Source organism: Neomicrococcus aestuarii, assembly GCF_014201135.1.
GTDB lineage: Bacteria > Actinomycetota > Actinomycetes > Actinomycetales > Micrococcaceae > Neomicrococcus > Neomicrococcus aestuarii.
In genome coordinates, this window is the sequence record NZ_JACHDR010000001.1 from 481,966 (window position 1) to 501,633 (window position 19,668).

Genomic DNA, 19,668 nt, shown 5'->3' on the forward strand with positions numbered 1-19,668 from the left:
ATCAAGCTGCTTGGAAACAAGATTCCAACCGAAAGCCCTACTACCGCTAACAAGATGTAAGTCATACTCGCCAATTTACTCTCTAGTCTTTAGAAACGGTCGCCATCTTTACAGGCGAAGGAAATTGGTGCGGGTACATCTGCAATGAAGATGTACTGACCGTTTGTTCTCGCAATGGTTGTGTCCTGAGTCCGTGCTTGAGCGCTCGAGGGGTGAACGAACACCATTGAGTGATAGCCGAATGGTGTTTTTTGATAAGTTTTTCGAAAGAATTATTGTTTCAAACTTCATTCTCTTTCTCTTTAGCATCCTGTGGGCTCCGGGTGCCCGTCGAAATAATTCGGCAGGTGAACTATGCGTAATTCCAGAGGAGTCCATATGAGCGCTGATCCGAAGTTTTTCCACACTGCAGATGGCGTGCAGTTGGCCTACGAGGATGCCGGATCCGGTCCCGCGGTCATTCTTGTTCCGGGATTTTCGTGCATCGCTGCACACTGGAAATTTCAGCAAGAAGCTCTAGTTTCCGCTGGATATCGTGCCATCGCTGTAAATCTGCGATTCCACGGACCTTCAGATTTTCCGGCCACGGGCCAGCGTATTTCCCGCCTCGGCGCGGACCTCGCGGAGCTGATTGAGCATCTAGGCCTCAATGACGTGGCGCTGGTGGGACACTCAATGGGCGTATCCGTTTGCCTTTCCTATATCGATCTTTTCGGCACGGAGAAAGTTCGATCATTCGCTGCCATCGACCAATCTCCGAAACTGATCAATGATGAAACTTGGGATTGGGGTGTGCGCCTAGTTGACTGGAGCAACGTCTGGGACTCCGTGAACGGACGTTTTGCGTGGGGTGATCCTTCGCGGGAACCTGAAGCGCCAGCTCACGTCGTGAATCTCTTCGAAGAAGTCGGCGGATTCTGGAACTTCCCTGAAAGTGTGGTCCCTTTGCTGGCCGATCACTTTGCTGCTGACTGGCGCGACGTCCTACCACGTGTTGATGTGCCGACGTGGGTATCCACTGGTCGCTTTTCGCCGTCGTTCCCGATTGAGGGCATGGAGTGGATGACGAACGCCTTGCCGAACGCTTCGTTGTCCGTCTTTGAAGAGAGTGGACACTGCCCTCATTGGAATGAGCCAGAGAAATTCAACGGCGAACTGTTGGCATTCATCAAGTCGTCGACGGTCTGAGCAAGGTCAAGTGAATTCTGTAGATTAACACGTGTGGGTTCGACGACGAATCCTGCTCAAGTACAAGTGAGTGAATCGCCTTGACCGCTTGGTAACCAGACAAGAAAGGCAATGATGGATTCCGAATTCAATACGCCGAACGATGATCTGAATACTGACGACCGACTCAGAACCCTCATATCTGAACTGTCGCTAGAGGAAAAGGTTCTTTTGCTCACTGGTCGGGATTTTTGGACGACCTGGTCTCTGGAAAAGATCGGGCTTCGACGCATGCTCTTTTCTGACGGCCCCTCCGGCGTGAGGGGGTGAGGAGTGGGATGAGCGGAAGCCTTCCATGAACTTCCCCTCAGCTACGGCTATTAGCGCGTCTTGGGATCCTTCCATTGCGCGCCGCCTCGGTGCGGCTTCAGCTGTTGAGGCCCGCCGTAAGGGCGTCGACGTGGTTCTCGGCCCGACCATCAACCTGCACCGTTCTCCACTGGGTGGCCGTCACTTTGAAGCATTCAGCGAAGATCCCGTGCTTACCGCTGAGCTTGCTGCTGCATACGTCGCAGGCGTTCAGCGCAACGGAGTTGGGGCCACTCCGAAGCATTACATCGCTAATGATTCGGAAACGGACCGATTCACTGTTGATGTGAAAGTCGACGAGCGGACTTTGCGAGAGCTCTATCTCCTGGCATTTGAGAAAGCCATCGTTGAGTCGAGGGCGTGGCTTGTGATGAGTGCTTACAACTCAATCAACGGTGTCACGGCGACCGAAAATCACCTGCTCGAAGCGCCTCTCAATAGCGAGTGGGGCTTTGACGGTGTGGTTATCAGCGACTGGACCGCAGTTCGTAGCCTCCGTAGCGCCAACGCCAGCCAAGATCTAGCGATGCCGGGCCCAGATGGACCCTGGGGCGAAGCGTTGGTGGCTGCGGTGCAATCAGGTGAAGTGTCTGAGGCCCCAGTGGACCGCAAAGTACTTCGCATCCTAAAACTTGCAGCACGAGTGGGAGCGCTTAAGGGTTTCGAACCGGTTCACACTGAGCTCGTCGACACCGAAGACCTCGTCGCGTTTGCGCGTGAGGCGTCGATCGCCGGCACTGTCATGGTGAAGAATGATGGCATCCTTCCACTGAATCTGGACGAAGACACGAAAGTGGCGGTTATTGGCCACAATGCCCGCTTTGCGCGCACTCAGGGAGGCGGGTCAGCAACCGTTATCCCAGAGCGCGTTGTGACCCCACTTGAAGGCATTCAGGAAGTGTTTGGTTCGGACAACGTCACCTATAGTGCTGGTGCGATTGTTCAGGACGGGATTAACGAGCTACCGCTGGAACACATCACTCACCCGCACACCGGCAAACCGGGAATGAGGGTCGAGTTCGTGGAGCCCGACGGTCAAGTGCTCTTCGCTGAAGACCGCCTTTCTACCTCGCTCGTGTGGTTCGGAGGGGACGCTCCCATTTCGTCCGCCTCAAAGATCCGATTTCACACCGAGTACGCGCCGGAAGAAACCGGAACCATCCACCTCGGGTTCTCAAGCGTTGGACATGGACGGATCTTCGCGGACGGTGAACTTCTCCGCGAGGCAACTGTAGATCCCGTTGGCACGGATTTAGGCGCTGCCTTGCTGGCGCCACCAGGAGTTTCAGCGCCGGAGACAGTAAAGCAGGGGATCCCTCTTGAGATTCTGATTGAAATTACACCTCGCTCGAACGCAGAGTTGTCCAACACCCTCGGTGTGACTATTGGTCTAGAGCCGAAAGACACTGACCCTGATGAGCTGATACGTGAGGCTACAGAGGCGGCCCGCGCCGCGAATGTGGCCATCGTCGTCGTAGGAACTAACTCCAAAGTGGAGTCCGAAGGATACGACCGAACCTCACTAGCACTGCCCGGAATGCAAGATCGTTTGGTGTCCGAGGTTGCAGCGGCCAATCCTCGCACCGTGGTTCTGGTTAATGCAGGATCGCCGGTACTGATGCCGTGGCGAAATGACGTTGCCGCCACCCTGATTGGATTCTTCGGCGGTCAAGAATTCGGACATGCCTTCGCCGATATTCTCAAGGGGGTAGCAGAGCCAGGCGGCAGACTGCCCACCACGTGGCCGGCCAACGAAGAAGATGTACCAGTCATCAATGTGACGCCGGAATCCAATGGGACTCTGACTTACAACGAAGGAATTCACATTGGCTACCGCGCCTGGCTCAAAGCCGGCGCCGAACCAGCCTATGAGTTTGGATTCGGTCTCGGTTACACAGACTGGACTCTCGATTCCCTCGAGATACCTGAGAACCTAACAGCCGGTGAAGTTAGCTCGATCAGCATCACCGTGACGAATGTGGGATCCCGCGCGGGAAAGACCGTCGTTCAGGTGTATGCGGAGAAACCCGACTCAGCAGTTGATCGCCCAGTGCGATGGCTCGTAGCCTCCGCACCTGTGTGGGCCGATGCTGGCGAAACCGTAAACCTCACGGTGAAACTTCCAACGCGTCTGCTGGCCTACTGGGAAGACCGCTGGGTTTACGAATCCGGCGAGTACATCCTCCACGTTGGTACGTCGGTCACCAAGCTGGCACTTCACGCAAAGGTTGATTTGGTTGCGGGATAGTTGCGGGAGGCCCTGAGGACCTGAGCGTTGCGAATTGCGGGTGGAACGGATTGACGGGGGAGCGCAGACAAAACTGCGGCATCCGTTTGACCGGCTAATCTGGAAGAAAACAATCAGGGGAAGGTGTAGAGCGATCTACTCATCAATTGTGCGGCGGGCAAAACCGGCCACCATCATTCTGGAATTACTATTGGTGGCTTTAGCGGTCTGGTTGATTCTCAACAAGAATCCCACCGGCTTGGACTTGGAGGTTTATCGTGAGGGCGGACTGGCTCTACTTAACAATCCTTCCTCACTCTACGACCCGTATTTAGGTGCCGTAGGTGACCCCGGTCTGCCGTTTACTTACCCACCATTCGCCGCACTCCTGTTTGTGCCGATCGCGCTTGTGCCCTTCTCGGTTGCTTACCTCATCTCCAATGTGGCATCAATTATTGCGGTGCTCTATGTGGGTAAGGATCTTTCCGAGCGACTAGTGGCCAGATGGCCGCAATTGCAGCCGTGGGTCACCACGCTCACGGTCAGTGCCGTCATGATGATTTCCGGTCCGTTCAGGGACACCATTGGCTTCGGGCAAATCAATATCTTGATCTTCGCGGCGTGCTACCTCACGTTTGTGAAGTTCAAGTCGTTGACGCCGTTCGTGATCACCGTTGGTGTCTTCGCTGGTATCAAGCTGACACCCATTGCGTTCCTGATCCTCCCGTTCGCCATGAAGAAGTGGCGTGCTGTTGCAATCGGTATTGCTGCTTTCATTGGAACGCAGCTCATTGGCTTCATCGCATCCTCGCAGAACACCATTCACTATTGGACCGACGTGCTCCGCGATCCCTCGCGTGTGGGCGGCATTGACTACATCGATAACGTCTCCATTCAGGCCGTCCTTGAACGTGCGGGTCAATCGCAAGCGCTGTGGTTTGTCATCGCGCTCATTGTGGGCCTTTCCTTCGTTGCGTTGCTCTGGAAGGTCGCGCCTCATTTGGACCGCGTTGCTCTCCTTGGAATCGCGTCTGCCTGCCCCGTCTTGGTATCGCCCGTGAGCTGGTCTCATCACTGGGTGTGGTGGCCCGTTATTGCCTATGGCTGGATTTCACTTGTGGCATCGGCTCCGAAGGCAGTGAAATATCTCACGTGGGCGCTGACTGCGCTTTCTTCCCTTGCGCTGATTCTTTCGCCTAAGTACGTCTCGCTTATGTTTGGTGTCTACGCGGATGGGGAAGTAGTTCCGGCCTGGGGTTACATCGCCCCAACATTGCCTGTTATTGCCAACATTATTTGCCTCTACTTGGGCTTTTTCGCGCGCCAGAATGCGCCTGGAGGGCAGCCGGACGCACACTCCGATCAAAGGGCCACCGCCTAGTCAGACCATCGCTGGGGCCGAGGGTGGCCGCTGGACGTCACCTCGGGGCGCCGCGGAGGTAAGGCTTTGAACATCACTCTCGCCGGTTGAAAATAAGTGGGAACTATTCTCATTATCCATGCGTTTGCATATATCGATGGCCCATCATGACAGCCCGAAAAGGTTCTGACTGCCAGGCTATCTGTCCGCAGGCGAAGGCATTGCGGAGTGATTTTACAAAGAGGCTAAAAATGTCTGACATCAAAGTCGCTATGGTCACCGGTGCAGCTCAGGGTATCGGTCGCGGTATCGCGCTGAAGCTCGCTGCTGACGGATTCGATATTGCTGTTGCCGATATGGCATTCCAGGAAGAAAAGGGTCGCGGCGTCGTCGCCGAGATTGAAGCGTTGGGCCGCAAGGCAATCTTCGTTTCTGCCGACGTTTCCAAGCGTGAAGAGGTTGCCGCAGCTGTAGACAAGGCTGCTGCAGAGCTGGGAAGCTTCGACGTCATGGTTAACAACGCTGGCATCGTGGGCCAGGTTGCTCCGATCGCTGAGATCACCGAAGAGTCGATGCAGAAGGTCTTCGCTGTCAACGTGAACAGCGTCCTGTGGGGAATCCAGGCTGCCGCTGCAAAGTTCATTGAGCTTGGCAAGAAGGGCCGCATTATTTCTGCTGCCTCCATCGCAGCCATCAAGGGCTTCCCAATTCTTGCCCCATACACGGCTTCCAAGTTTGCCGTCCGCGGTATCACACAGGTTGCCTCGCAGGAACTCGCCGTGCACGGCATCACCGTCAACGCCTACGCTCCTGGCATCGTTGGCACCAGCCTCTGGGAAGATCTCGACAAGAAGCTTGCCGCAATCACTGGCAAGCCTGTTGGTCAGAACCTCAAGGAGAATGTGGACAGCATTAGCCTTGGCCGCATCGAAACCCCTGAAGACGTCGCCGGCGTTGTGTCGTTCTTCGCAAGCCCTAACGCTGAGTATGTCACCGGTCAGGTTCTCCTGGTTGACGGCGGAATGCTCTACAACTAATCCACTCATTTCCGGAGTTGTCCGCCAGTGACGGAAACCGGTAGAGGGCATCTGCAGGCCGCCATCCTCATTTCTGGATGGCGGCCTTCGCTCGTCCAAAACTGCTTCAGCACGTTTTCGCCCACAATTTCTATGCATCGTAGAAGTTTGGCAGAATGTCCCCATGGCCAGTCCCACCGCTCCTCGCGTAGTGCGTGGACTGACGACTGCGCTGATGGCAACACTCGTTGCGCTGATTGCCCACCTAGCTGGTGGGGGCGATATGCCGGGACTGGCAGGTATTGCCGTTCCGTTTCTGTTGTCCCTCCCTTTTTCACTGGCTCCTGCGGGCAAAAAGCTTTCAGTGGTGCGAACGTCGCTCGCGGTGGCCATTAGCCAAATTCTTTTCCACGCACTCTTCGTGCTTGGAACTCCGATTCCAGCGTCGCCGTCGTCTGAGGCGTCTTTGATCGGCGCACACGCGCATCATGGTACGTACGCCCCGGCTCTCGCAGATAGCCATATCAGCTTGTTGAGCGCAGGGGAAACCATGTGGGCCGGCCACGTGCTTGCTGGTGCTATCACGGTGGCCTATTTGCTGGGCGGCGATCAGCTGTTGCGCCAGCTTCGTTCTCTTCCAGCCTGCTTAGATTGCGTCACTCGGCGCCTTTTGCGGCTCTTCTTGGCCGTTTTTGCTCCGGTCGGCACAGTTCCTGCCGTGCCGGCTACGGACACGCACGTTTCGCTGGCTTCGCAGACAGTTCTGCGGTCAGTACGACGACGTGGCCCGCCTTTCATTCTCGCCGCTTAGTTCCGGCCAACATCCATTTTTAGAGCCGTTCCACGCGCAGGGCATCGCTATGCTCCCGTGGTTTGTTGGCGTCCACTTTTTGGTTTGAAAGGCACTACCTTGACCCGCAATTCCTTCACTCTTTCCTTCAGCAAACTCTCTGCAGGGGCGGCCATCATGGCGCTCGCACTCAGCGGTTGCTCCGCTGGTAGCGGCGGGACCAATACTCAGCCCGCGTCAAACGCCTCAACCTCCTCCACTTCCTCCGCCTCGGCGGCAAGACTCAGCGTCAAAGACCCTTGGATCAAGGCCGTTAGCTCCGGTATGACCGCAGGTTTCGGCATCATCTCCAACACCACGGATCAGCCGTTGCAGATTGTGGCGGCATCGTCAGAGGTAGCCGCCGAGATCCAGCTTCATGAGACCACTGCGGGATCAGGCGGAACCATGACCATGCGCGAAGTCGACGGCGGCTTCACTATCCCCGCACAGGGTGACGTGGTTCTAGCGCCCGGTGCGAACCATCTGATGTTCATGGGCGTGAAATCCGCACTGAACGCAGGGGATGACGTCACCATCACGTTGACGTTTGCAGATGGATCGACGTTTACGTACACAGCTCCTGTCAAGGACTTCGCAGGAGCCAATGAGAACTATGAGCACTAATCCAGCATCTATAAGCCGTCAGGGCCCCACTCGTCGCAGACTCCTCCTCGGCGGGGGAGCGGCAGGTGTGGGAGTCCTCGGGACGCTGTCAGCTCAGCAGCTTGTTGCTCCGTCGTCGGCTGCCGAAACGCAGACTCCGCTAAATGGCGAAGAGCGCATTCCGTTCTTTGGCGATCATCAGGCGGGAATCACCACCGCTCCGCAGGCGCACGCGCTCTTCGTTGCACTGACGCTCGCACGGGCCACCGACGGCGCGGGGCTGAAACGAATGTTCAGGCTCATCTCTGACGACGCGGCTCGTCTCACCCAAGGACAGCCTGCGCTTGCAGATACCGAGCCCGAGCTTGCGCAGAACCCTGCCCGGCTCACTATCACTTTCGGGGTGAGCCGCCACGCGGTCCAGCTTGCCGGAAAACAACCGCCGAATTGGCTCAAGGATCTTCCAGCCTTCAGCATTGATCGTTTGGAAAAGAAGTTCTCGGGTGGCGACATCTTCATCCAGTTCGCCTCCGATGACCCGCTGATTGTGGCGCATGCATCGCGGATGATCCTTAAAGACGCGCGTCGCTTCGCCAGCATCGCCTGGTCCCAGCGAGGATTCCGTCGCGCCCACGGAAGCGTGACCGCAGGAACCACCATGCGTAATCTGTTCGGCCAAGTGGACGGCACCAGCAATCCGCAGCCCAGCGACCCCGACTTCGATGCCTTGGTCTGGGAACCGCAAGGCTGGCTACGGAACGGAAGCAGCGTCGTCGTCCGCAAAATCAGTATGGATCTGGATAAATGGGACGAACTGGACCGTAGCGGGCGCGAGCAATCCGTGGGTCGCTACTTATCAAACGGGGCGCCGCTCACGAGCTCCCCGCATGACCCGGCTGCGGAGTTTGAGGTCCCGAACTTCGAGGCAACCACGGCTGGGGGATTGAAAGTTATTCCGGAGTTCTCCCACGTGGCACGCTCGCGTAGTGCGGTTCCGGGTGAGCGGATTCTTCGCCGTTCCTACAATTACGACGACGCTCCCACCGGTTCGGAGGTCTCTAACGCCGGCTTGATCTTCATTTCGTATCAAGCCGATGTTGATCGACAATACGTTCCCCTGCAGCACCGCCTAGATGAACTGGACCTACTGAATCAGTGGACCACGCCTATCGGGTCGGCGGTCTTCGCGATATTGCCGGGGTGCCATGAAGGAGGGTTCGTGGGCGAAACGCTCTTTGGGTAGCTCGTTACCTCAACATGAAGGCGATTCTCCACACCCTTTTGGTGATTTGAATAGTTGTTGGTTCAATGAACTTTTCATCGCTTAAAAATAATGTTTGGGGAATTAATGATTTTCAAAGAGACATCCGTGAGCTCTAGGCTCATGGCCGGTCTGGCCATCGGGTCGCTGTTGCTCACGGGCTGTTCCGGCGGCGCAGGCAACTCTGCCAGCGCCGCCTCGGCATCCGGGGAATCTGCTAGTCAGGCGGCAATTGCCGCGCAGCAAGGACAGAGAGAGGCTGCTAGCAACGATGGCGATCAGTCCTACGAGGACACCGGAACTGTCATCCGTGTGATCGATGGCGACACCGTAGACGCCACCGTGAACGGAGCCGAGACCCGTATTCGACTTCTCAACATTGATACGCCAGAAACCAAGCACCCAAACGAGCCCATCCAGTGCTTGGGTCCCGAGGCGACGGAGTATCTTGAAAGCCGGCTCGCGCCCGGCGACGAGATCGGGCTCGAGTATGACGTTGAACGACTAGACCGTTATGGTCGCACTCTTGCAGGCGTCTACGAATCCGGAACGCTCGTCAACGCCGACATCGCAGCCATGGGACTCGGCGTAGCGGTGCTGTTTGAGCCCAACCGACGTTTCTATCAAGAAGTGTTGGAAGCTCAGAAGAAGGCTGAAGATCAGGGTGCGGGACTATTCAACCCGGCCATTGACTGCACGCTTCCAGGTCAACTTGCTGGACCGTTGGCGCCGCTTGAAGCCGCACCGGTGGATCCCACGAGCATCGCAACTGCGGCTGCCGCGCTGGCCTCGATCGATGTCTCCATCAAAACCGCCAAGCGTCTCATCGGACTGATTGGTTCGGCCGTACCGGGACCGGAGGCAGCTAATCGGCCTCTCTACGGAGTTAACAAGGCTTTAGGAACCAGCGACGCTGGCCGAGCGCAGAAGGCGCTCGCATCGGGACAGAAGTCTCGTGCATCCATCAACGCAAAGCTGGAAAAGTTGCAAGCGGCAGCGCAAGCGAAGAAGGAAGCTGCCGAGCGTAAAGCGGCGGCGGCAGCCGAAGCCAAGCGACAAGCAGCCGCAGCTGCAGAAGCGAAGAGGCAAGCCGTGATTCGAGCTGAAGCCCAACGAAAAGCCGCCGTTGCGGCCGAGGCAGAACGAAAAGCTGCGGCGGCGGCTGAAGCACGTCGCCAGGCCGCTGCTGCAGAAGCTGCTCGTCAGGCTGCCGCTGCTGAGGCGGCCCGTCGGGCCCAGCAGCAACAGCAGCAACAACAACAGCAACCGCGGCAACAACCATCCAACCCTTACCCGGGCTACACCGGGCCACGTTGCTACGCTCCCGGCGGGCAATCCTGGAAGCCGTGCCCCTAACCTCGCCTCAGCGGTAAATTCAGAGCGCTAAACAGGGGTGCTGATAACTAAATGACGACGACGCAAGCCGAGGAGATCCGCGCGTCGTTGCTTGTGTAGGGCGTCAATACCCCCGAATGCTATGTACCAAGTGGGCGTCGCATAGAGCACAACGTCGATTCAACAAAGAAAGAGGAGGAGCCTGATGGCTCCTCCTCTTTCTTACGTCAGGGGGCGAAAACTAGGCAAGCTTGGAAACGGCTCCGCTACGGTTCGCGAATGCAGCCTGGTCGATGGAGTACTTTCCTGGGCCAACAAGAGCCAAAGTGACGGCTACGACAGCAAGAATAAGAACCAGCTCGTAGCCGCCCTTTTCTGCGTAGATGCCAGCGCCAGCGTGCACCATGAAGAGTGCGCCGAGCATCTGAACGGTAGCAAGAATTGCTACTGGGCGGACCAAGAATCCGATGATCAAGAGGATGCCGCCAACAATTTCAAAGGTCGCAACAAGGGGAGCAACGAATTCTGCTGCTGGAATACCCATCTGAACGAAGGCGCCTTGCGTTCCAGGGATCGTGTATTCGCTGTATTTCTGGAGTCCATGCGCAACCATGATGAAGCCGAGCGCGAGGCGAAGAACAAGACGTGCTACGTGCTGAAGTGTTTGTGATGAAGTCATATCACCACAGTAGAGGCGTTTGATTGAACTTTCAACTAATGAAACTTCAATCAATGAGTCGCTTGTGTCATACCAAAAGACCGAACGTCAACGCGAGGACGCTCAAGAGCGGAAAGAGACCCTGCTTGATATCGGCGGACGCCTTGTCTGGACTCGACGCCAGCAGCACCAAAGCGGCGGCCACCATGGAGCCCGCGCCTGCGAAGATGAGCGCTGCACCGACGGCAAGATTGCCAGAGACAAAAATACAATTCCCGTAACAGTCACGATGGCAAGGAACAGATTGTAGAAGCCCTGATTGAAGGCCATTTCCTTGGTAGCCAGCGCTTCGGCCTCGCTGATCCCGAACGTGGCTCGTATTTTGGGCTTAGTCCACGCCACCGATTCCATGTAAAAGATATAGACATGCAGGAGAGCGGCGAGCCCGCCCAGTACCAGTGCAACAACAGTCATTTCAGTACTCCTTGAGGCGGGATGATGTTCACACTTCACCATGAAGATCCTGGTAAGACAACACGGGCGAGATGACATATTCTCAACGCGTGCAAAATGATTCATTGAACGTTGCTGAACGTAGCGCCACTGTCGCCGTGATTGGTGCCGGTCAAGCGGGCCTTTCTGCCGGCTTCCATCTCAAAAAGCGGGGGTTCTTAAGCGCACTCGGTGCCCCGTCAGAGACGACACAAGGCACTGCCGAGCTGGCGGTGGACTCAGAAAAGACCTTCGTGATGTTTGACGCTAATCCTGCGCCCGGGGGAGCCTGGCAGCATCGTTGGGATTCTTTGCTCATGGACTCTGTTAACGGGATCTTCGATCTTCCGGGTTTTCCGCAGCCACCAGCAGATCCGAAGAGCCGCAGCAACGAAGCAGTTCCCGCGTACTTCGCTGCATTTGAGCAAGAATTCCAGCTACCCATTCAGCGTCCGGTTACCGTCAACACCGTCACGAGAGATCAGCTCACCCAAGAGTTTGTCATTGACACGACTGCTGGAACATGGCGGGTCAAAGCGCTCATCAATGCGACGGGGACGTGGGATAACCCCCGGATTCCGGAGATTCCAGGCCTTGAGACGTTCACCGGCTTGCAGTTGCACACGCATGAGTATCAATCTGCGGAGGTGTTCAGTGGAAAGCGCGTCGCCGTCGTAGGCGCAGGAATTTCCGCGATCGAGCATTTGGCGGAAATTTCGGAGATGACGACGACGCTGTGGTACGTCCGTAGGACCCCCGATTTCCGTACGGATAAATTTGAGCCCGAAGTGACGGGTCGAGAAACCATCGCGAAAGTCGTGGCTGATGTTGAAGCCGGTAAGCCGACCGGCAGTGTGGTGTCCTACACGGGACTCTCGCTTGAAAACAAGTACGCCAAACAAGCCAAGGCTAACGGGGCGCTGGACTGGCGCAAGATGTTTACAGCAGTGGAACCCTGCGGGGTCCGCGAGGCTGACGGTACGTTTACCAGCGTGGACGCCATCATGTGGGCGACGGGTTTCAAGCCGGCTATCCATCACCTTGACCCGTTGAACCTCCACAATGATTTGGGTGGTATTCAGCTTGAAGGCACCCACCCGGTCGGTGAACCACTCATCCACCTCATTGGTTTCGGTCCGTCATCGTCCACCGTGGGTGCAAACCGCGCCGGCCGAGCCGCTGTGGCATCCCTTGCTCGAGAGCTAGCCGCACAACAAACGGTTGGAAGTCGATAGGCGAAACGTCAGTCCCGGGAAGTCGGAAACAGTCTCGGCACCAGCCGAACACCAAGAATGAGCAAACTGAGTTCCACGAAGGATTGGGTCACCACCGTGAGGCTCGCGAGCTCCCAGCCTGCCGGTAATGCAAGTGCTAGAGGCAGCACTACAAACGAATTGCGTGTCAGCAAGGTGAAAGCGAGGGTCCGCCCGTGGGTCGCTGGAAGTCGCACGCTCCGGGCGAGAACAAGCGCCAGCGTAAGGGCGAGGACCGCAAACGCGATACTCGCAACCACCACAGTCCAGAGCACATCGATTGACGCTACCCAGGTCACACCATTGGCCGCCGCTACGCACAGGATGAGCAAAGCCAAGACCGGAACCGGCATCCATGCCAGCCCGCTCTGGATTCGTCGCCCTGCAGGGAGCATGAAGACAGTGCGTTCGCAGATCGCTGCCAAGATCAGCGGCACCACTAAAAGCAACACCACCGGCGTCAGCGTGCTGAAGGAAAGAGGCGGCGTCACACCTTCGGTCACCAGCGGTAGGTAGATCGGCAAGAGCAACAGTTGTAGCAACAGATTCACGGGCGTCAGGCTCACGGCCCGCGGCATATCGCCCCCACCCAAGTGCGTGAAGGTCAAGAACCAGTCAGTGCACGGCACCAAAAGGACCAACGCCAGACCCCACTGCATCGCAGGAACCGAAGGCAGTAATTGCACTAGCAACCACACCAGAATCGGAACCAGCACAAAGTTCGCAAGCAGCGCCGTCGTCATAAAGCGGACGTCCTTGAATGCCGAAGGTATCAGCGCAAAAGGGGTTTGTGCGAAGGTTGCAAACAGCAAAACCGCCAGGAGCGGCCATACCAATATTTCGGCGATTCCCCGCGCACCACGGGCCAAGAACGCCAAGCCAAGCCCCAGACAGAAGCCCGCAACATAGAACCACAGCTGGTGTCGCTCAAGCCGATCCCGAGTCAGCGCCGTCACCTACAACAGGCCCGTCTCTTGGCCTACGCGCACCGCGCGAGCTCGACTATCCACCCCTAGTTTCGTAAAAACATGCACTAAATGGCTTTTCACGGTGGCCTCAGAAACAAACAGCGCCTTGGAAATATCCTTATTGGACTCTCCCAAGGCCACGTGCTGCAACACTTCTAGCTCGCGATCCGTCAGCTTCGGCAACGGTGCACGCAGCCCCTGCATGACGCGTGCTGAAAGCTCCGGCGGCATGAATAGTTCCCCGCGAGCGGCCACATCGATGGCGCGAACAATGGTCTCCGGCGAGACATCTTTCAGCAAGTATCCGGCGGCGCCTGCTTCGAGCGCACCCAGCACTTCGGCATCGCGATCAAACGTGGTCAAAATCAGCACTGCGGGCGGCTGCGGGAGGGCACGAAGCGCGCGGGTTGTCGCGAGACCGTCCATTCCATCGCCGAGGCGCAGATCGCACAGCACCACGTTCGGGTGGATGGCGGCAGCGAGTTCGAGCGCTTCCTCACCGGTTCCGGCCTCACCCACCACTTCCACCGAATCGTGCGCGTCGATGACTGCACGCAAACCGGTGCGCACCACAGGGTGGTCATCCACCAGCATGACAGTTGCGACCATCAGAAATCCTTTCGAAGCGGTACGTGAGCACTGATAACGGTGCCTTCGCCGGGTGTGCTTTCAAGATCCAGTCCGCCGCCGAGCTCCCGCAAGCGCGAGCGCATGAATTCCAGACCATAGCCGGAGTTGTCCGAGCGTGACGTGCCTGCGAGCGCGGTGGTGTCCATGCCTTTGCCGTCGTCCAGAATATCTAGCCGTACGGTATCGGCGGCATCTACCAAGCTGACGACGACGAAGCTTGCGTGCGCGTGTTGCTTAACGTTGGCGAGGGCTGATTGGGTGATTCGCATCAGGACCACGTTGACTTCGGGGGAGAGCGCGGGGACCGTTGCGTCGATGTTCAGTTCTATGCGTAAACCGGTGTCTTGGCGGAAGCGATCGACGATACGACGAAGTGCCTCACCCAGAGCGTGATCTTCTAGCTCGGTGGGAGCGAGGGCTGCAACGATTCGACGTACATCGGCCAGGGACTCTCGAGCAATGGTCTCGATCTGGCTGAGCGCCGTTTGCGAGGGGTCGTCCTTTGCTTTTGCGCCTTCTGCGAGCGCGAGCATGCGGATGGAAGTCAACGATTGCGCCACGGTGTCATGGAGGTCTCGGGAGATGCGCGTGCGCTCTGACATGGCGCCGGCTTGATGCTGGGACAACGCGAGTTCGTCTTGGAGTCCCAGGAGCTCCGTCTGCGTGCGCTGCAAGGTGGTGACGAGTGCCTCGCGTTCGCGAGCGTCCTTGAGTAATTCGAGGTAGCCGCGGGAAATCACCAGTGCGAACACACCGCCGATGAGCGGTCCAAAGACATTTGCGTAGCTTGTGGTGCCGTGGTGCATCACGGGGGCCAGCACCACAACAAGGAACACGGCGAGAGAGAACGCAATCGAGGTTCGCCACCGCAACAGGTGCCCCGCGAGTAGCCACAGCAAGAACGCCACCCACACGAACTCAGCAGATACCACCACGCACCCCACCCAGACCAGGGAGAGAACAAGGAGCCACAGGTGCGGGCGTCGTCCGCCGCCTCGATGGGGTGCTGCTTGCACACCGAAGAAGTAGCACGCCAGGAAGAGTCCGGCCGCGCTCAGGACAAGTGCTGGATGAGTGCCATCGGTGATTGCCCTGATCGCGGCAACCGCCGGAAGCACCACCGCGATGACGTGTTGGCCAAGACGCATGCCGGACACCGCCCGAGCCTCGGTGAAAGGCGCGAGCGGTGTCTTGAATCCCTGATCACTGGTTGAAACCAGCGATGCTGAGTTCTTATCTTCCAACGAACTGGGGGGTTGTTGCCGGGTTGTCATGAGTTGAGTCTTTCACTTCCGCGCCGTGCACGGAGTGAGGATCGTCGCGTCGTGAGCTGTGGGGGCCTCCCGCAGCAAGCTTTCCGGGCCACCACATGGCCTCACCCACCAGGCTAAAGAGCGCCGGTACCAACACGGTGCGCACTACTAGGGTGTCGACAACTACTCCGAGGCCCACAATCAGCCCGAGCTGCCCCAGCGTTACGAGCGGGAGGACGCCGAGTGCCGCGAACACTCCGGCCAGGACAATGCCCGCGCTCGTGATGACGCCACCGGTTCCGGTGACAGCGCGAACCATTCCAGCTCGCGTGCCGTACAGCAGAGATTCGTGGCGCGCGCGGTGCACCAAGAAGATCGTGTAGTCAATGCCCAAGGCAACCAAGAACAAGAACGCCAAGAGCGGCACTTGAAGATCAAGCGCTGGCTGGTTGAACAGCTGCCTGCTCAGCCATGAGCCTGCACCGATCGCCGCGAGCGCACTCAACGAGTTCACGATTACCAAGAGCACCGGTGCCACGATGGAACGGAGCAAGAGCACGAGCACCGCTAGACATACTGCGAGTACCAGCGGAACCACCAGCAGGAAGTCTGCAAGATTGCCGCTTCGGGCATCGGCATCCGTGGCAATGGCGCCGCCCACCAGAGCGTTAGCACCTGGTACCTCATGGACGGCGTCGCGTAGCTCATTCACCAGCGTGAGGCTCTCGGGAGTACCCGTAGCGTAGTCTCCGGTGACGGTGATTTTAGAGAGCGCGCCATCCGCTGATTCTCCGGTGATATTTGCGCGTACGACGCCGCCTACTTGCGCGGCGCGGTCTGCGACGGCTTGCGCTTGAGTGGAGTCGGCGACGATCAGCAGAGGCTGCGCCTCGCCGGGGGAGAAGTGCTGGGAGAGGACTTGGAGTCCTGCCGCAGATTCTGAGGGTTCACGGAACTTCTCGAGCTGGTTCAAGCCCACGGAGGTACCCAACAGTCCGGCCGTCATGACGGCCAGAAGGCTGACGGCACTCAACAGACTCACCAGAGGCTTGCGGACCACGGTGCTAGCGATGCGATGCCACACGGAGTTCGTCTCGACGTTCGTTTCAACGCTTGTATCAACCGCTGGGGAGGCCGTGGTTGACGTGTTGCTGGAAGCAAGTGCTTGGACGCGTGGAATGAATGGCCAGAATACCTTTCGCCCCACAATGGCAAGGACCGGCGGAAGCGCGAAAAGTACTGCCACAAGCGCGATCACCAACCCTGCTGCCGAAGCGACTCCCAAACCACGAGTGCCCGGGATAGTCGCGAAGACCAAGGTAGCCAGTGCCACCACCACGGTGAGGTTGGAGGCAAGGATGGCCGGAGCCGTGTGCTTCCATGCCGCGCCCAGTGCCGTGCGGTGGTTGGCGTGGAGACGAAGCTCTTCACGGTAACGAGAGATCAACAAGAGCGCGTAGTTTGTTCCCGCACCGAAAACCAGAACACTAATAATGCCGGCATCAAACTGCAGGTTTGCTTGGGCACCCAACCAGGCGGTGACATTGCTGGCCAACTGATCTGCGAGTGCCACCACTACCAACGGAATCAGCCAGAGAACCGGGGACCGGTAGGTGAGGATGAGCAACACGGCCACGATGGCGATCGTGACGAGCAACAAGCGAAGATCGGCACCTTCGAAGGCTCCGGCGATATCCGCGCCAAACGCCGGCCCGCCAGTCACCAACAAGGAAGCACCCTCGAGTGCCGCAGACTGATCCTTCTGCTCAGCTAAGAAGCTTCGCAATTCCTTGAGATGCTCCGCATTCTCAGTGTTATCTCCTGTCATCACCATGGGAGCAACAATGACCGCGGCCTTACCATCCTCGCTCGGAACCGGACCGGTCGCAGGCAGGCCAGTCTCTTCAGAAAGAGCCGACGTCAGGCTCGTGGAAGCCGCCATGACAGCGGGACTCAACGCTGCGTCGTCGTCCTGGGAAATCACCACAATCACAGACTGCTGATCCGCGTTAGGAAAAGTATCCAGAATGTCCGCAACGCGAGCGGACTCAGAGGTGAGCGGCGCCGTCGCACTCAATGACGGAGCCGTAGCCCGCCCAAAGAACCCAAACAGGGCCACAAACGTCACAATGCTAATGAGCGCCCAAACCCACGCGCCACGGCGCGAGGTGAGCGTGCGGGGGAGAGCACGAATTTTTTCCATACTCACCATTTCAGCGATAAACCGCCCTTACTCACATCGCCTATCCGGTTGCATTCGGTATGCAACTTTTGATGGAGACGAGAGGCTTAAGCGCTCGCAGAAACCGAGGATTTCCACGTTGACGCGTGCAATTCCGGAACCACGTCTCGACCGCGCGATGCCCGCAGAGCCCACAGGATCGCCACGATGTCCACGAGCTCTTGCATCCACGCCCCCACGATCGCCGGAAGGTTTCCCACGGCAGCGATCAACATGAAGGCAAGACTCAGTGCGATGCCCGCGGCAATCGCTTGAAGCGCCACGTTGACAGTCTCGCGACCCACCACCATGGCGTGAGCCACCCGCGAAATGTCATCGCGCAAGATCACCACGTCAGCGGACTCGCTTGCTGCCGTAGCCCCGCGAGCGCCCATCGCAATGCCCACGTCCGCCGCGGCAAGAACCGGGGCGTCGTTGACGCCGTCGCCCACCATCACCACTGGCCGCTTGGTGATGTTCTTGACTTCTTCCACCTTGTCAGCGGGCAAGCAGTTTGCGCGAACACGATCGATGCCCAACTGAGCGGCAACATGTTCGGCAGTGGCAATGTCATCACCGGTGAGCATCGTGAAGTGCTGGATACCGTGGTGCTTGAGAATTTCTAGAGTTTCGGCGGAGTTCTTCCGGATCTGGTCTTTGAGAATCAGTGCACCCGCATTGCGGCCGCCCACAGCCACGTAGATTGCCAGCTCGCCGGGACTGAGTGCCGTGCGCGGGATGGCGGCACCCACAATCTGTTCGATGAACGTTCGTTTGCCGACAGCTACGTCGCGGCCGTCCACGACCGCCTGCACACCCTTAGCGGTGGATTCGAGCGCGGATTCGGGGGCCATGAGATGGACGCCGCGAGCTTCGGCGCCCTTGATGACCGCTGTTGCCAACGTGTGAGAGGACGATTGTTCGGCGGACGCCGCGAGCCTCAAGAGCTCGTTCTCTGTCAAGCCGGCACCTTGAGCTCGGGGCGTGGCTCGAACGGCAACCAACGACGGTTGGCCATACGTGAGCGTTCCGGTTTTATCGAAAGCAAAAGAGCGCGCACGGTGAAATTTTTCGAGGGTGGCTGAGTTCTTGATGATCGCGCCGCCGCGAGCCGAACGGCTCATTCCAGCCATGAACGCCACGGGAGCCGCGATGATGAGGGGGCACGGAGTGGCAACCACCAAGACTTCCGCAAATCGCACCGGGTCGCCGGAGAACCACCACGCCATGCCCGCAATCAAGAGCGAAATCAGCGTGAAGGGAACCGCGAAGCGATCGGCCAGCCGAACCATGGGAGCTTTGCTCGACGCTGCCTCTTCAACCAATGCAACGATGTGCTGGTATTGGCTCTCTTGAGCGGACCGCGTTGCCGTGATGGTGACGGCCGCCGAGCCGTTGACCACGCCAGAGAGCACTTCATCGCCGCGGCGCAATTCCACGGGAAGGCTTTCGCCGGTGAGCGAGGATTCATCAAACTCGCCAGACTCAGAATCAAGGGTCCCATCGACTGGAACCACTTCGTTGGCTCGCACCAGCACGCTGTCTCCGGGGGACAAATCCTCGATAGGAACAACGGTCACGGTGCCGTCCACGCTCATACGGTTTGCTGTTTGGGGTGCCTTCGCCAACAGCGCCGTGAGGTCTCGTGTTGCTCGATGGGCTGCATAGTCTTCGAGGGCTTCACCGCCGGTCAACATGAGCACGATGACCAGGGCTGCCCAATATTCGCCGACAGCGACAGCTGCCGAAATTGCCGTAATGGCTAGCAGATCAACACCGAAGGAACCTGACCGCAATTCCTTGATCATGCCTATGAAAGAACGGCCGGCCATCAGAAGGGCAAAACCGCCGAGCAGCCAGGGCGCCAGTCCAGCCGCCGAAGTGACGGAGAGCGCTCCGGCAGTGCCAGCCACCAACAGCGTCGCCAGCACGAATGGATATTGCTTTACCAACGAAAATACCCCGCCCATACTTTAGGTTTACCAATGATGGGCGGGGTATTCCAGCAAGGTAAGGCTAGGTG

The 19,668-nt window shown here is 58.0% G+C and carries 15 protein-coding genes and 1 pseudogene; 9 read left to right on the plus strand and 7 right to left on the minus strand.

Translation table 11 applies throughout. The annotated features are described in order from the left end of the window. The first annotated feature begins 378 nt into the window (after positions 1 to 378). The 8 genes from HD598_RS02155 (at position 379) to HD598_RS02190 (ending at position 10,191) form a co-directional block, all read left to right on the plus strand. Complete coding sequence (locus HD598_RS02155) at positions 379 to 1,188, plus strand: alpha/beta fold hydrolase (protein WP_183663495.1); 810 nt, start codon at positions 379 to 381, stop codon at positions 1,186 to 1,188. A gap of 334 nt (positions 1,189 to 1,522) precedes the next feature. Continuing rightward, a complete protein-coding gene (locus tag HD598_RS02160) occupies positions 1,523 to 3,784 on the plus strand; it encodes a glycoside hydrolase family 3 protein (protein WP_311538916.1) in 2,262 nt (753 codons plus the stop codon). 148 nt (positions 3,785 to 3,932) lie between these two features. Next, on the plus strand, positions 3,933 to 5,144 hold the full coding sequence (locus HD598_RS02165) for a glycosyltransferase 87 family protein (protein WP_183663497.1): 1,212 nt from the start codon (positions 3,933 to 3,935) through the stop codon (positions 5,142 to 5,144). 230 nt (positions 5,145 to 5,374) lie between these two features. Continuing rightward, on the plus strand, positions 5,375 to 6,160 hold the full coding sequence (locus tag HD598_RS02170; protein ID WP_183663499.1) for an acetoin reductase: 786 nt from the start codon (positions 5,375 to 5,377) through the stop codon (positions 6,158 to 6,160). 163 nt (positions 6,161 to 6,323) lie between these two features. Next, positions 6,324 to 6,950: a hypothetical protein gene (locus HD598_RS02175; protein WP_183663501.1), complete on the plus strand. Its 627-nt coding sequence runs from the start codon at positions 6,324 to 6,326 to the stop codon at positions 6,948 to 6,950. 99 nt (positions 6,951 to 7,049) lie between these two features. Further along, positions 7,050 to 7,595, plus strand: a complete 546-nt coding sequence (locus tag HD598_RS02180) for a copper chaperone PCu(A)C (protein ID WP_260170467.1) — start codon at positions 7,050 to 7,052, stop codon at positions 7,593 to 7,595. Continuing rightward, positions 7,585 to 8,817, plus strand: coding sequence for a Dyp-type peroxidase (locus HD598_RS02185; protein ID WP_183663503.1), 1,233 nt, complete (start codon positions 7,585 to 7,587; stop codon positions 8,815 to 8,817). Before HD598_RS02180 ends, HD598_RS02185 begins: the two co-directional genes overlap by 11 nt. 126 nt (positions 8,818 to 8,943) lie before the next feature. Then, positions 8,944 to 10,191 (plus strand): thermonuclease family protein, encoded by a 1,248-nt coding sequence (locus HD598_RS02190; RefSeq protein ID WP_311538917.1) that lies wholly within the window; start codon positions 8,944 to 8,946, stop codon positions 10,189 to 10,191. A 220-nt stretch (positions 10,192 to 10,411) separates the two neighbouring features. Here the strand turns inward: HD598_RS02190 and HD598_RS02195 are convergent, their stop codons facing one another. Both HD598_RS02195 and HD598_RS13825 read right to left on the minus strand, forming a co-directional pair. After that, on the minus strand, positions 10,412 to 10,849 hold the full coding sequence (locus HD598_RS02195; protein WP_183663506.1) for a DoxX family protein: 438 nt from the start codon (positions 10,847 to 10,849) through the stop codon (positions 10,412 to 10,414). Between the two features lie 303 nt (positions 10,850 to 11,152). Beyond that, a pseudogene (locus tag HD598_RS13825) lies at positions 11,153 to 11,407 on the minus strand (DUF1304 family protein); the annotation flags it as partial. Here HD598_RS13825 and HD598_RS02205 point away from each other — a divergent pair. After that, positions 11,392 to 12,555: an NAD(P)-binding domain-containing protein gene (locus tag HD598_RS02205; RefSeq protein ID WP_311538918.1), complete on the plus strand. Its 1,164-nt coding sequence runs from the start codon at positions 11,392 to 11,394 to the stop codon at positions 12,553 to 12,555. The pseudogene HD598_RS13825 and the gene HD598_RS02205 sit on opposite strands and share 16 nt — an antisense overlap. An 8-nt stretch (positions 12,556 to 12,563) precedes the next feature. Here HD598_RS02205 and HD598_RS02210 read toward each other — a convergent pair whose 3' ends face one another. The 5 genes from HD598_RS02210 to HD598_RS02230 form a co-directional block, all read right to left on the minus strand. After that, positions 12,564 to 13,529 carry an arsenic resistance protein gene (locus tag HD598_RS02210; protein WP_183663510.1) on the minus strand — a complete coding sequence of 322 codons (966 nt, stop codon included), beginning with the start codon at positions 13,527 to 13,529 and terminating at the stop codon, positions 12,564 to 12,566. Next, the gene (locus HD598_RS02215; RefSeq protein WP_183663512.1) at positions 13,530 to 14,150 is read right to left on the minus strand and encodes a response regulator; all 621 of its coding nucleotides are present in this window, start codon (positions 14,148 to 14,150) and stop codon (positions 13,530 to 13,532) included. Beyond that, on the minus strand, positions 14,150 to 15,445 hold the full coding sequence (locus tag HD598_RS02220) for a sensor histidine kinase (RefSeq protein ID WP_221244574.1): 1,296 nt from the start codon (positions 15,443 to 15,445) through the stop codon (positions 14,150 to 14,152). Before HD598_RS02220 ends, HD598_RS02215 begins: the two co-directional genes overlap by 1 nt. After that, positions 15,405 to 17,627: an MMPL family transporter gene (locus HD598_RS02225; RefSeq protein ID WP_183663513.1), complete on the minus strand. Its 2,223-nt coding sequence runs from the start codon at positions 17,625 to 17,627 to the stop codon at positions 15,405 to 15,407. Before HD598_RS02225 ends, HD598_RS02220 begins: the two co-directional genes overlap by 41 nt. Before the next feature lie 86 nt (positions 17,628 to 17,713). Then, on the minus strand, positions 17,714 to 19,576 hold the full coding sequence (locus tag HD598_RS02230) for a heavy metal translocating P-type ATPase (RefSeq protein WP_311538919.1): 1,863 nt from the start codon (positions 19,574 to 19,576) through the stop codon (positions 17,714 to 17,716). Positions 19,577 to 19,668: the final 92 nt, after the last annotated feature.